We start from the raw sequence: 13,278 nt of genomic DNA on the forward strand, positions 1-13,278 counted from the left end.
CCGCACGGGCGGACCGACTGGACGGCCTGCGGATTTCCTGGGGTCGCACCGGTGCTGTTCGAACGCTGGTCGAGCCGATGTCGACGACGGCGCGGCACTGCCGACCTGGCTCCACTCCTAGAGGTCACCCACCGACCCCACTCCCGCGATCCGAGGCACACCACCAGTCACCCGGCGGAGACCGACTCCCCGAACATCACAACTCGTCCCTCAGCGGCGCAACGGTTCGCTCGCCAAGCTCGCGAGCACGCCTACCGCCGACGGGAGCCGACGAGGCGGACGGGACCGCGCGTGACCACGTTTCGCGTTGGTACTGCTCGCAGGAACTACGCGTGCTCCCGGTTGGCCACCGTCATCATTGCGATCAGCAACGCCAGCACGCCTAGCACCAAGCCACCGAGGAACAACCCCGCGACGAGGCAGAGACCCGCGCAGACGGTGAGCACCATGCTCGTCGCGACTGCGAACTCGACTCGATACCGTCGTACCGCAGGAACTCCCTCGTTGAAATCGTCGAACTTCCGTGCCAGTCCGGGGTCCTCGTCGTAGAGCCCAGACTCGATCGCGCGTAGCCTCCGACGTTCCTCGCTCCGCATGCGGCTCCTCCCGGCGAATGTTGGTCATCGTCCACCACAATTCGACGCTGCGCTCGGAGAACGGCGCGACGTCCGGATGTGTCGTCATCTGCAGCCGTACTCGGCGGACCTCTCAAGCCGAGCAACAAGCCCTGCGGTCACGCTCCTGGCGTAGTCGACCGGACCGCTGGCCGCGGAGCACCTCGTCCATCGTGTGCCTCTTCACCTCAGTCAACCAGCTGTCCCTCACCGGGTATCCACCAGCGCCTCCAACCCAACCTCCTGGACCCCGCCAGTTCGTAGGGTGATCGGCGGCTACCACGTGAACGTCCGCGAGAAGGCGCTGTGATGGGTGAGCATGTCGGCAGGACACACGGGGGCAGCGCTCCGGGCCGGTCGAGGAGTGAGCCGCCCACCGCATGCCTGAGGACCTGGCATGGCACCGGGCGTGGTCCCGGAACGGTGAATCCCCGTTTGATCCAGCGTGCTTCGGGTAGCCGGGGAACATGCGACTGCCACGGGGTCTGGTGGACGAGACGGTACCTGCGCTGCTCGAGGGGTACGCGTGGTTGCCGGGTTTGCGCGCCCGTTCGGGAACGGGGGTGGCGCGCACTCGGCTGCTCGGGCAGCGCGCGGTGGGTCTGTGCGGACCGGACGCCGCGCGGTTCTTCTACGACGAGGACCACGTGCAACGGCGCTCGGCGATCCCGATGCCCGTGCAGAAGACGCTGTTCGGGCAAGGCGCGGTGCACACCCTCGACGGGCCGGAACACCGTGGCCGCAAGAAGTTCTTCCTGTCCGTGCTCACGCACCAGGCTGCCGCCGAGGTCGCAGATGCGGTGGGCGCGACTTGGGACGAGGCTGTCGCCAGTTGGCGGAGGGGCCAGGAAGTCGTGCTGTTCGACGAGGCGAGTCGAGTCATCACCCGCGGTGTCTGCGAAACAGCCGGGATACCTCTGGCCGACTCCGAGGTCACCGAGGTGGCGCGGGACCTGGTTGCGATGGTCGACGGGTTCGCCACGCCCGGGCCCCGGCATTGGCAGGCTCGTCGTGCGCGCCGTCGTCGCGAGGCCTGGCTCACGGGGTTGGTCACCGCGGTCCGCGCCGGCCGGTTCGAAGCCGCACCAGGCTCCGCGCTCGAGGCGGTCTCTCATCATCGCGATGCCGATGGCCTGGAACTGACGCCTCAGCTCGCCGCCGTGGAACTGCTGAACGTGATCCGTCCGGCGGCAGCGGTGTGCTGGTTCGTCACCCACGCCGCACACGCGCTCCACCTCTGGCCGCGACATCGCAAGCTGCTGGCCGCCGGCGATGAGGAGTTCGCTGAGGCCTTCGCACACGAGGTGCGCCGGTTCTACCCGTTCGCTCCCTTCATCGCTGGCCTCGCGGTGCGGGACCTGTCCTGGCGCGGCGAACCGATCCCGAAGGGCACGATGGTCCTCCTCGACCTCTGGGGACAGGACCACGACCCGGAGCTGTGGGATGAACCGTACTCGTTCTGGCCCGACCGGTTCGTCGGCCGCGACATCGGGCCATACGAACTCGTCCCGCAGGGCGCGGGCGATCCTGTGGAGAACCACAGGTGCCCGGGTGAACCGACCGCGGTGGCGATCCTGGCGACCCTGGCCGTGCGTCTCGCGCGACTGGACTTCCAGGTGCCGGACCAGGACCTGACGATTTCACTGCGCACGATCCCCGCTCGCCCGAGGAGCGGCTTCGTCCTCAAGCCGTAGCGGTCGCGTGCTCGGAGGGTCCGACCACGTCGGCTGGGCGAGGGACCAGCGCGAACCGGTCGTCATGCTCGACGGCGCGGTGTCGGTCAGTCTCTGGGTGTGGCGGTCGAGGACGACGACTCGGGGCAGGACGGGCGGGTGCTCGCCCTGTCCGACGGGGTTTTCGCGATCGCGGCCACCCTGCTCGCCCTCGACATCCGCGTGCCCGAGGGGCTGGACACCAGCAGCCTGCACGACGCACTGCGCGCGCTCGGCCCGGACATGTCCGGTTATGCGATCGCGTTCCTGGTCATCGGCGTGCTGTGGCTGGGCCACCGCGCGCTGTTCACCGACATCCAGCGCATCGGACCCTCGGTCGCAGCGGTGAACGTGGCGATGCTGGGCTTCGTCGCACTGCTGCCGTTCCCCTCGTCGCTGCTGGCCAACTACGGCGACGAGCCGGTCGCGGTGATCAGCTACGCCACCAACGTCGCCACGATCGCAGCGCTGCAGCTGATCATCGTCACCATCGCCCGTCGCACCGGGCGCTTCCGCGCCGGGACGCAGGCCCTGTCGGCCTACGCACCACCCGCGGTGACGATCCTCGGCTTCGTCGCGTCCATGCCCGTAGCGCTGATATCTCCCACGTGGGCGCCGGCCTGCTGGCTCCTGCTGATCCCCGCCCACGCGACCATCGACCACATCGAGGAACGCAGAGCCCGGAGAGACCGGGGAACCTAGCCGACCCCCATTTCGAGGTCGCGGTGCTCGATCGGCGCATGAAGACGCGGCGCCCGGCTTGCGCACCATCGCGTCTCCAGCGCGCAAAGGAACACCATCGTGTACTCAGTCTGGGACATCGGATCCGCACGGAGCGCGAGCGCGTCGCAGTCTTGCAACCGTCGAGCACGAAATGACGAGGAGCACGTGATGATCCCGGAGGACCAGGCAGCACCGCGACAGCGCGGCAGGACTCGGGCGACGATCGAGGACCTGCTGCTGGACGCCGCAGCGTCCACGGCGCTCGAGGCCACCGCGGTGCGAGATCTCGACGAGGCGCGGGTCATCCTGAGCATGACCGATCAACTCCTCGGCGGTCCGGTGCTCGCCGAAGACCACAACGTCACCGTCTTGGCCGCGCGTCCCAAGGCGGCGAGCAGCGAGGACGGACCTAGCGGGAGGGTCATCCAGCTCGGCTGGAACCACACCTCCGCGGACCCGGGGAACACCGCATCGGGTGACCTGCCATGACCGATGGCCATCTGGGTGATGTCGGAAGGCCCCAGGCCCGATCGGGTTGCCATGCTTGATCCCGCCACGCACCGACTCGACGGGCACGTCGAGCTCGATGAGGTGGTCGACGTACCCACCACGCAGTGCGCTCGTCCACGCCGAGCCGGTCGGCGAGTTCGGCCACGGTCGCCGGTGGTGGCTCACCGGGCCGGCGGGTCGAGAGCAGGACTTCGGATCGGTTGACCCAGCGAAGCCCCTTCGAGCGGAACGGGCTGGCAGGGTCGTGCGCTGTTGGGGCGACATCGCCGGTCGCGCATCCGCGCCCGCTCCGACGCAGGGGGTGACCACACGTCACGAGCGGCCACCCCCTGGCGATGCCGATGTCAGTGCCGGAAGAAGCGGAGGTACTGCTGCGCGATCGTGTCCGCGCTCGCTGCCTCGTTGAGGAACATCAACGAGTCCATCCGGCAGTTGCACGGATTGCGCTCGACGTTGTTCTGCGGGAAGCTCCCGCCGATCTTGACGCCACGCGGGTTCGTCCCGCTCGTACCGGATCCGTCGACCTGCCACGGGTCACCCGGGACGGTGTAGAAGCCGGGAAGTGGCCGCCCGTTCCGGTAGAGCGCCATCTCGCCGGTGGTGTAGTCGAACGTCGCGGCGACGTGCACCCATTCACCGGGCGGGAGTACCTCGCGCCAATCCTGCTGTGCGGCGAACGTCTGGGAAGCGCCACCGTCGAGCCGGCGTCCCAGCGCGACCAGGCGCAGTTCGCCGTTCACCTGGATCAGTTCCAGCAGCGCCCGCACGTCGTGGCCGTTGGAGTCACCGCTGAGGATCCCGGCCAGGCCGACGGCGTTGAAGCGGTCGTCCGTGTCCGGCGTCGTGGAGTTGGGGCTCGGGTTCTCGCCGGTCATCTTGAACCAGCCCATCACCGTCGCCCCCTTGGTTCCGTTGAACGCGCTGAGCGACTCAACACCGTTGGCGTCACCTTCCCAGACCCCTGCCTTCCAGTCGTCGTTCCCGTTCGCGGCGGGTGCGACCTGCTGTACCTGGAGCGCGTTGTTGCTGTCCGGGAACGCACTGTCCACGACGCGCATGTCCTCGCCGCCGTTGACCTGCGTGAGCAGGGTGCGCGAAGAACCACTGTCGACTTCCCGGGAGTCGTCGGCCGCGAACGGGTGCTCGAAGTCGTAGTACGAGACGAGGTCCCGCGCGACCCCCTCGGTGACCTCGGAGCCCGAACCCGTGCGGGTGCCGACGACCTTCCAGATCTTGCCGTTGGCCTTGGCGAGCAGGTAGAGGTTGCGCTCGGAGTCGGTCCCGAAGCGCAGGTCCACGCGCCCGTCGCCGACGAAGTCGGTCATCCGCATCCGCTTGCCGTCGGTGTCGAACAACTGCACCTCGTGCAGGGGCGCACGTTCGGCACCGCGCTTCATCTCGCTGACCTCGGTGTAGAGCACGCGGCCGTCGACCAGGTCGCCGAAGACGTACTTGCCCCGCAGCTGCGGCAGATCCGTCCCTCGGTAGACCTGACCGCCGGAGATGGCGTGGCCGCTGTCGGAGTTGCACGGCCAGTTCGCCGGCGGGTCGTGGTCGTAGGCCGCGACGGGGTAGGCGTAACCGTACTGCTCGTCGTCCTCCGGCAAGGGGTACAGCCAGCACTGGTTCTCCGGCCGGAACTCGAAGCGGCCCTCGCGCTGGCTCCACCCGAAGTTGTCACCGGCGCGGACCTCGTACACCGCCTCGATCGCGTGCTGGCCGATGTGGCCGAGGTACATGGCGTGCTCGCCGCCCGGGTCCCAGCTGAACCGGTGCGGATCGCGCATCCCCAGCGCGTAGATCTCGCCGAGCGCACCGGGCTTGCCGACGAACGGGTTCGACGCGGGGATGCCGTACTGGCCGTTGGGCCCGTCGTTGCCCTCCGGATCGATCCGCAGGATCTTGCCCGCTGGCGTGCTCATGTCCTGCGGGACGTCGGTGTCCAGCCCGATGCCGCCGTCACCGACCGCCAGGTAGAGCAGTCCGTAATCGGGGTCACCGGGTTCGGCTGTCGGGTTGAAGTCGATCTGCTGGATGGCGTGGATCTGGGTGCTGAACCCGAATCGGAAGATCTCCCGACTGGTTCCGGCGAACTCGTTGGCGGACGGGTCCGCGGCGGTCCACTCGGTGACCACGCTCTGCACGAACGGGTCCGGCTGGTTCGGGTAGGTGGGTTCCTCGGTGGCGATCGCCTCCTCGTCCTCGGTGTGCACCGTGTAGAACTTGCCGTTCTCGGCGAACTCCGGGTGGAAGGTGACGAAGCCGAACCCGCTGCCCATGCCGCGACCGGAGTAGAAGTGCTCGAAGCGTTCCTCGAAGTTCAGGTACACGTGTTGCTGCCCGCCGGAGAGCAGGTGGAGCGGGCCGTTGAGGTCGGGCACGTACATCCGGCCCGAACCGTCCGGAGCCTCTCCCACGTAGTTGATCCGGTTGTGCCGCATCAGGCGCTGGTCGGTCGCCGGCGGGGTCGGCTGCGACGCGGGCAACTGCGCGTGCTCCTGCAGGACCAACCCGAGCCGGGACTGCTCCGGCTGCTCCGGTACAGGATCGGTGATCGGTGCATCGGTGCTCGTCGTCGAACCGGCGCCAGCCGGTGGTGCCATCAGGGTCGCCGCGATAGCCGTCGCGATGATCGCGGGGACCCATCTCCTGCGCACGCCCATTTCTCGGACTCCATCCCTCGCCGTCATGAATGGTTCAGCGCCACCGGAGGCGGCCTGTAGGCCCGGTCGACCACGCCTCGCACGGAGCCGAGGTGCTCACCGGGGGTGTGCGGCTGAGACCGCAGCACGGTCCCGGCCACGGTCACGTCGCGGACGCGCCCGTAGTTGTCGAACGATCCGAAGCCGAAGCGGCCGCCGGAGAAGCTCGTGTCCTTCGCGGTCATGAGCGGTTCTCCTGAGCCGTCCACGTGCACCGCGATCTCGCCCGACGACGCGCGGTACTCCAGGCGGACGTCGTGCCAGTCGGTGTCGTCGATCGCCGGCGGAGCACCGGCCGTGCCGTTCCACTGGTCGTCGATGCGTACGCGATCGGCGTTGTCGACGACGAAGATCCCGTTGTGCGGGTAGGTCGTGTTGTCCTGCGAGAGGTGCACGTAGTAGAAGCGGGTGTGGGACTGGTGGTTGAAGACCAGGACGACGTCGCGGTCGTCACGGGTGACCGGTTCGTCGATCCGGACTTCGGCGTTGTAGCTCAACGAGCCCAGTTCCGGTCCTTCGCCGACGACCGCGTACTCGAACGGTCGGCGGGGGCCTTCGGGAGCGTCGCCGCGCTCGGTCATGATCACTTGATCGTGCGCGAACTCCCACTTCTCCGGGCTCAGCGGATCCCAGTGCCGATCCGTGGCGGATGGTCGCACGATCACGAGACCGTGCTGGGGCGATGCGGAGGCCGGTGCCGCGAATGCGACCACGAGCAGACCGGTGGCCAGCGCGGCGATGGAACTTCGCCATCTCAATGGAGTGCTCCTTCCCACCATCGCGGGTACGGCTGCACGAGCTCGACGTAGCGGCGGGGCCATCTCGGCCAGGACGTCGGTGGATCGGGCTGCCCGGACGTCGGCGTTGCACCAGTTGCCGCGGCTCCTGCAGCCGACTTCGGTCCACGTGCCGTCGGCCGAGGGCAGGTCGATGCGCGCAGCCTGCTCATCCGGCGCCACCGGCGGTCAGCTCGACCCGACGCCCCTGCGCGGAGGAGGTGAGCCCGGCCTCGGCGAGCCGCAGGCCGCGCACCCCGGCGGCGAAGTCGTAGGGATGTGGCCTGCCGTGGTGCACGTCGAGCAGGAAGCGTTCCCACTGGACCCGGAACCCGTTGCCGAACAACGCGTTGTCCGGGACTTCGTCCCACTGGGCGCGGAAGTCCTCCGTGGTGGGTTCGTCGGGGTTCCACGACGGTCTCGGCGTGCGGACCCGCGGTTGCACCCGGCAGCCGAACAGGCCGGCGACCGCCGAACCGTGCGTGCCGTCCACCTGGAACTCCACGAGCTCCTTGCGTTCGACCCGCACCGCCCACGAGGAATTGATCTGTGCGATCACATCGCCTTCGAGCTCGAAGATCGCATACGCAGCGTCGTCGGCGGTGGCGTCGTAGCGACGGCCCTGCTCGTCCCAGCGCTCGGGGATGTGGGTGACGGCCTTGGCGGTGACCGCCCGGACCCGACCGAAGAGGTTCTCCAGCACGTAGTTCCAGTGGCAGAACATGTCCAGGACCACGCCGCCGCCGTCCTCGGCCCGGTAGTTCCAGCTCGGCCGCTGCGCGGGGAGCACGTCTCCCTCGAAGACCCAGTAGCCGAACTCGCCGCGCACGGACAGGATGCGACCGAAGAATCCGGTGTCCACCAAGCGCTTGAGCTTGCGCAGGCCCGGCAGGAAGATCTTGTCGTGCACGACGCCGTGCACGATCCCGCCCGCTTCGGCGGCCCTGACCACTTCCAGTCCCTCGGCGACCGAGGAGGCCACGGGCTTTTCCGCGTAGACGTGCTTGCCGGCGGCCACGGCCTTGAGGATCGCCTCCTTGCGCTCGCCGGTGGCCTGGGTGTCGAAGTAGATCTCGGCGTCGTCCTCGGCGAGGAGGGCGTCGAGGTCGGTGCTCCACTCGGCCACGCCGTGCTGCTCGGCGATGCGGGCCAGCTTGCCGGCGTTGCGGCCCACCAGGACGGGCTCGACCTGGATCCGGTCGCCGTTGTCGAGGGCGAAGCCGCCCTCCTCGCGGATCGCGAGCACCGAACGCAGCAGGTGCTGGTGGTAACCCATCCGGCCGGTGACGCCGTTCATCAGGATGCGGTACGTGTGATGGCTCATCAGAACTCCTTCGCGGAGATCCCCGGTTCGGGCGGACGAGGAAGCGAACCCCTGCTGAGCAGGTCGGGGAACGACGATTCGCCGCCGGGACGAATCGCCGCCCGCCCACCCGGCCCGCGCAGGCCTGCGGACGTGGCTGGTCCCGAGGTGTCGGAACGCGGCGTCAAGGCGAGTGGGTGGAGGTGGGCCCTGACGCGCGGCGCTGTCCGAGGTAGAGCTCGCCCAGCTGCGGGTCGGCGAGCAGGTCGGCGGCCGGACCGGACACGTGCACCCGGCCGAGGTCGAGTACGCAGCCCAGATCGGCGATCTCCAGCGCCCGCCGCGCGTTCTGCTCCACGAGCAGGACCGCAGTGCCCGCGTCGCGCATCCGCAGCACTTGTTCGAGGACGGTGTTGGTCGCTCTCGGGTCCAGGCCCATCGACGGTTCGTCGAGCAGCACCACGCGCGGGCTGACCATGAGCGAGCGGGCGAACTCGACCTGCTTCTGCTGTCCGCCGGAGAGCGCGCCGGCCAGCGAGTCCCACCGGTCGGCGACGACGGGGAAGAGGTCCTTGACGAAGCCGACGCGCTCGGCGACCTCAGACCGGTCCTTGATGGTGTAGGCGCCGAGCAGCACGTTCTCGGCCACCGACATCTCCTTGAAGACGCTGTGGCCCTGGAGCACGTGCGAGAGACCCGCTTCGAGCATCTGCTGCGGTCGACGGCCGGTGACGTCGTCGCCCCCGACCAGGATTAGTCCCGAGCGCGGGGCGAGCATGCCGCTGGCCACCTTCAGCACTGTGGACTTGCCCGCACCGTTCGGTCCTACCAGGCAGACCACGCTGGCCGGTGGCACCCGCACCGTGAGCCCGCGCAGCACCAGCGCCGCTCGGCCGTAGCTGGCCTCGACGTCGACGAGCTCGAGCAGGTGCTCGTCCGAGTTCTGCTGCTCAGATCCCAAGGTATGCCTCCAGGACTCGCGGGTCGTCGCGCACTTCGTCCGGAGTTCCCGCGGCGATCGGCCTGCCCCGGTCGAGGACGACGACGTGGTCGGACAGGCTCATGACGAGGTCCATGTTGTGCTCGACGATCAGGAAGGTCTTGCCCTCGGCGTTGAGGGCGCGCACCAGACCCGCGATGCGGTCGATCAGCGCCGGGTTCACCCCGCCCGCGGGTTCGTCGAGCATGATCGTCTCGGGATCGGCCATCAGCACGCCCGCCATCTCCAGCAGCTTCTGCTGGCCGTAGGAGAGGTCGCGGGCCTCGGTGCCCTCCAGGTGCTCGATGCCGACGCGGGCGAGCAGCTCACGCGCCCGCTCCACGTCGGTGCGCTGGCGGGCCGACCGCAGCCGGCCGAGCAGTGTCCGCGAGCGGACCGGCACGAGCATGTTCTCCAGCACCGTCATGCGGGGGAAGACCCGGCACAGCTGGAAGCTGCGACCGATTCCGGCGCGTGAGATCCGGTGCGGGGGCTTGCCGGTGATGTCCTCGCCGCGGTAGCTGGCCGTGCCGGAGTCGGGTTTGACCAACCCGGTGACGCAGTTGAAGAACGTGGTCTTGCCCGATCCGTTGGGACCGATCAACGCGTTGACCTTGCCGTGGTGGAACGCCACGCTGGCCGCGTCGACGGCGCGCACGCCACCGAAGGACTTGGTCAGCGCAGTCGTTTCCAGCCCCCGCACGCCCGGCGTTCCAGTCGTGCTCATCAGCGCACCTCCTGGTTCGGCCCGGCAGGTTGCTCCGCTCCGCGGCGCCGCTCGGCGAGCTCGCCCTGGGTGACCTCGCGGATCGACGCCGCCTGCGGGCGGACCCGGTTCACCAGGCTCGTGAGCGCCGGGATGATCCCGTCGGGCATGAACAGCACCACCACCGCGAGGAGCACGCCCATCGCGACCAGGTGCAGCTGGGTGTCGCCGTACTGGGCCTTGAAGTACTCCATGGCGTAGCCGACGACCACCGCCCCGAGCAGCGGTCCGAACAGGCTTCGAATGCCGCCGAGCAGGCTCATCAGCACCAGGTACGAACCGGCCAGGATGGAGAACTGGAAGATCGGGTCCAGGAAGCCGAACCACAGCGCGTAGAGGCCACCGGCCAGCGCGGTGAAGAACGCCGAGACGACGAACGCGACCAGCTTGTAGGCGAAGGTCGGCACGCCGAGGGACTGCGCCTTGTCCTCGTCCTCGCGGATCGCTTTGAGCCCTGAACCGAAGCGGGAGCGGTCGATCACCCACCAGCACAGCAGCGCCACGACCAAGAGGGCGGTGTGCAGGTGGAAGAACCGCTCGTGCTGCTCGGGGCGCATGACGTCCGGGCCGAACGGGCGCGGCACCCGCAACCCGTCGGATCCCCCGGTGAGGTCACCCCATGTCTGGAAGACCAGCAACGTGATCAGCACCAGCGCGACCGACACGATCACGAATGACGCGCCGCGCACCCGCAGACTCGCGATGCCGATCGGGACCGCGATCAGCGCGACGAGGGAGCCGCCGAGGACCAGCGCCACCCACGGGTCGAGACCGGCGCGCACGATCAGCAGGCCCGTGGCGTAGCCGCCGAGACCCGAGTACGCGGCGTGGCCCAGCGAGATGTAGCCGGTGAAGCCTCCGACGAAGTTCCACGACGTGGCGAGCACTGCGTAGCTCATGATCACCACGCCGACCGACAGGATGAACGGGTCCGGCGCCAGGCTGGGGAACGCGACCGCCAGGGCGCCCAGCGCGAGCAGCCCGATCACCTTGGCGGCGCGGAGCGGTACGTGCACGGGATCAGAATCGCTGCGCAAGGCGGCCTCCGAAGAATCCCTGGGGGTGCAGCATCAGGGTGGCGAACAGCGCGACGTAGAACAGGGTCTGCGCCCAGGTCGTGCCGAGCGGGATCTGCAGCAGGCTCTGGCCCAGACCGAGCACCATCGCCGCGATCGCCGCGCCGGGGATGCTGCCGAGCCCGCCCACGACGATGATCGCCATCAGCGGTCCGATCCAGTGCCAGTGCAACGACGGGTAGATGGTGGAGTCCAGCGCGAGCCCGGTGCCGCCGACCGCGGCGGTGGCCAGGCCGAGCGCGAACCCGTAGCCCGCGATCCGGTCGGTGTTGATGCCGACCAGCTGGGCGGCTTCGCGGTGTTGGATCGTGGCGCGCAGCGCCTGGCCGAACCTGGTGGCCTTCATCAGGACGTACAGCCCCGTCAGGGAAACCGCGGCGAGCCCGAAGGCGATCAGCTTGACCACCGGGACGCTGGCGCCGAAGACGGCGATGTCGGCCCCGGAGTAGGGCAGCTGGATGCGGCGGTGGGTCCCGCTGAAGACGAACCCGAGCGTCCCCTCGATCACCAGTGCGATCGAGAAGGTCAGCAGCACCGACATCATGGTCAGCGTCGCCGGGCGCAGGCGGGAGATCAGCAACCGCTGCATGAGCATCCCGATCCCGAAGAACAGCGGAACGGTGAACACCAGCGACAGCAGCGGGTCCAGTCCGGTCCGCTGGGTGAAGAACCAGGCCAGGTACGCCGCGAGGATGAGGAACGCGGAGTGCGCGAGCATCACCACGCGCATCACGCCGAAGTACAGCGTCAGCCCTGCCGCCAGGAGGGCGTAGAGGCCGCCGAGCAGCACGCCGAGCACGAGGCTCTGCAGGAGGAGGGATCCGCTCATGTCCGGATCACCACGCCGGCTTCGGGTGGATCAGGGCCGCTTCCTCGGTGTCGTCGGGCAGGACGATGCGGATCTGCCCATCGACGTACTGCTGGATCAGGTGCGCGCCCTGGGGCTTTCCGGTGGCGTCCCAGCTGAGCTTGCCGACGACGGTGTCGACGGCGTTGCCGTGCAGCCAGTCGATGAGCTTGCGCTGGCAGCGGGGATCCGGGTCGGCGCATCCGACCGCTCGCACGGCGGCGGCCACCACCTGCCCGGTGGTCCAGGCGTTGGCTTCGTCCTCCTTGGGCTCGGACCCGTGGATCGCGGTGTAGTGGGCAACGAACTCCGTGTTGGACGGGTAATCCGCCTCCGGCGTGTAGCCGGTGGGCGAGAGGATCCCCTCGGTCTGCTCGCCTATCGCCTTGGGGAACTCCGGATTGGTCGGCGCGGTCGAGAACGCGGCCATCGCGGGCTGGTAGCCGAGCTGGCGCAACGCCACGATGAGGTTCACCGCGTCCTGGTACTGCGTGCCCCCGACCACCAGGTCGGCACGGGAGTCGGCGATCTTGGCGGCGATGGAGCCGAAGTCGGTGGTGTTGGGCGGGTAGACCTCGTCGACCACCGTGCGGATGCCCGCCTGCTCCAGCTCCTCCTTGAGCCCGTACGCGGTGCCCTGCGCGAACGGGTCGTCCATCGCCGCGTAGGCCGCGGTCCGCGGTCGCCGGTCCGGGGGCATCGCCAGGATCGCCTCGGCCAAGTGGTCGTAGTGGTCCTCGGCGACCGCTGGCGCGGCGTAGAAAAGGTTGTCGAAGCCCTGCGCGAAGACCTCTTCGGCGGCGCCCGCCGGCTCGACGAACAGGAAGCCGTAGTCCTTGGCGACCTGCGCGGCCGGGATGACCAGGCGGGTGGAGAACGGGCCGAAGACCAGGTCCGCGCCGTTCTGGTTGATCAGCTTCTCGTAGTCGGCGGCGACCCGGTCGGAACTGGACTGGTCGTCGAGGATCATCAGCTCGACCCGGCGGCCGAGGAGGCCACCGCGGGCGTTGACGTAGTCGGCCCACGCCTCGTAACCGCGGCGCACGCCCTTGCCGGGCTCGGAGAAGTCGCCGGTGAGCGGAAGCGAGATGCCGATCCTGATGGTGTCATCGCCACCGCCCTGCCCGGCGCTCGAGCTGAGGCAACCGGTGAGCACCAGTGCGGCGCTGGTCACGAGGGCTCCGAGCCGGAGACCGTTTTGAGTTTTCATGGTCCACCCATCGTTGGGGGCATCCGTAAGCGCTTTCGAAAGCGCTTACGGCAGAATAGG

12 protein-coding genes are annotated in these 13,278 nt (G+C 68.8%); 3 read left to right on the forward strand and 9 right to left on the reverse strand.

The annotated features are described in order from the left end of the window. Window positions 1–326: 326 nt before the first annotated feature. Window positions 327–596, reverse strand: a complete 270-nt coding sequence (locus E1161_RS04730; protein ID WP_132619950.1) for a DUF3040 domain-containing protein — start codon at window positions 594–596, stop codon at window positions 327–329. 485 nt (window positions 597–1,081) lie between these two features. Between E1161_RS04730 and E1161_RS04735 the strand changes: the two genes are divergently transcribed. From E1161_RS04735 to E1161_RS04745, 3 genes are all read left to right on the forward strand, one after another. Next, window positions 1,082–2,308 (forward strand): cytochrome P450, encoded by a 1,227-nt coding sequence (locus tag E1161_RS04735; protein ID WP_132619952.1) that lies wholly within the window; start codon window positions 1,082–1,084, stop codon window positions 2,306–2,308. 99 nt (window positions 2,309–2,407) lie between these two features. Continuing rightward, window positions 2,408–3,028 (forward strand): TMEM175 family protein, encoded by a 621-nt coding sequence (locus E1161_RS04740; RefSeq protein WP_132619954.1) that lies wholly within the window; start codon window positions 2,408–2,410, stop codon window positions 3,026–3,028. Window positions 3,029–3,217: 189 nt separating this feature from the next. Next, a complete protein-coding gene (locus E1161_RS04745; protein ID WP_132619956.1) occupies window positions 3,218–3,538 on the forward strand; it encodes a hypothetical protein in 321 nt (106 codons plus the stop codon). 365 nt (window positions 3,539–3,903) lie between these two features. Here the strand turns inward: E1161_RS04745 and E1161_RS04750 are convergent, their stop codons facing one another. The 8 genes from E1161_RS04750 to E1161_RS04785 all read right to left on the reverse strand — a co-directional run bounded on the left by E1161_RS04750 (window position 3,904) and on the right by E1161_RS04785 (window position 13,182). Beyond that, entirely contained in the window at window positions 3,904–6,222 is a 2,319-nt protein-coding gene (locus tag E1161_RS04750) for a PQQ-dependent sugar dehydrogenase (protein ID WP_132619958.1), read from the reverse strand. Window positions 6,223–6,245: 23 nt separating this feature from the next. Then, window positions 6,246–7,019, reverse strand: coding sequence for a hypothetical protein (locus tag E1161_RS04755; RefSeq protein WP_235874783.1), 774 nt, complete (start codon window positions 7,017–7,019; stop codon window positions 6,246–6,248). A gap of 187 nt (window positions 7,020–7,206) precedes the next feature. Then, window positions 7,207–8,361, reverse strand: a complete 1,155-nt coding sequence (locus E1161_RS04760) for a Gfo/Idh/MocA family protein (protein WP_207920100.1) — start codon at window positions 8,359–8,361, stop codon at window positions 7,207–7,209. A gap of 163 nt (window positions 8,362–8,524) precedes the next feature. Further along, window positions 8,525–9,301: an ABC transporter ATP-binding protein gene (locus tag E1161_RS04765; protein WP_132619960.1), complete on the reverse strand. Its 777-nt coding sequence runs from the start codon at window positions 9,299–9,301 to the stop codon at window positions 8,525–8,527. Further along, window positions 9,291–10,046 carry an ABC transporter ATP-binding protein gene (locus E1161_RS04770; protein WP_132619962.1) on the reverse strand — a complete coding sequence of 252 codons (756 nt, stop codon included), beginning with the start codon at window positions 10,044–10,046 and terminating at the stop codon, window positions 9,291–9,293. The genes E1161_RS04765 and E1161_RS04770 overlap by 11 nt, the downstream gene beginning before the upstream one ends. Continuing rightward, window positions 10,046–11,101 (reverse strand): branched-chain amino acid ABC transporter permease, encoded by a 1,056-nt coding sequence (locus tag E1161_RS04775; protein ID WP_132619964.1) that lies wholly within the window; start codon window positions 11,099–11,101, stop codon window positions 10,046–10,048. The genes E1161_RS04770 and E1161_RS04775 overlap by 1 nt, the downstream gene beginning before the upstream one ends. Window positions 11,102–11,105: 4 nt before the next feature. Beyond that, complete coding sequence (locus E1161_RS04780) at window positions 11,106–11,990, reverse strand: branched-chain amino acid ABC transporter permease (RefSeq protein WP_132619966.1); 885 nt, start codon at window positions 11,988–11,990, stop codon at window positions 11,106–11,108. 7 nt (window positions 11,991–11,997) lie between these two features. Then, window positions 11,998–13,182, reverse strand: a complete 1,185-nt coding sequence (locus E1161_RS04785) for an amino acid ABC transporter substrate-binding protein (RefSeq protein WP_132619968.1) — start codon at window positions 13,180–13,182, stop codon at window positions 11,998–12,000. Between the last annotated feature and the right edge of the window lie 96 nt (window positions 13,183–13,278).

Source organism: Saccharopolyspora aridisoli (genome assembly GCF_004348445.1).
GTDB classification, from domain to species: domain Bacteria; phylum Actinomycetota; class Actinomycetes; order Mycobacteriales; family Pseudonocardiaceae; genus Saccharopolyspora; species Saccharopolyspora aridisoli.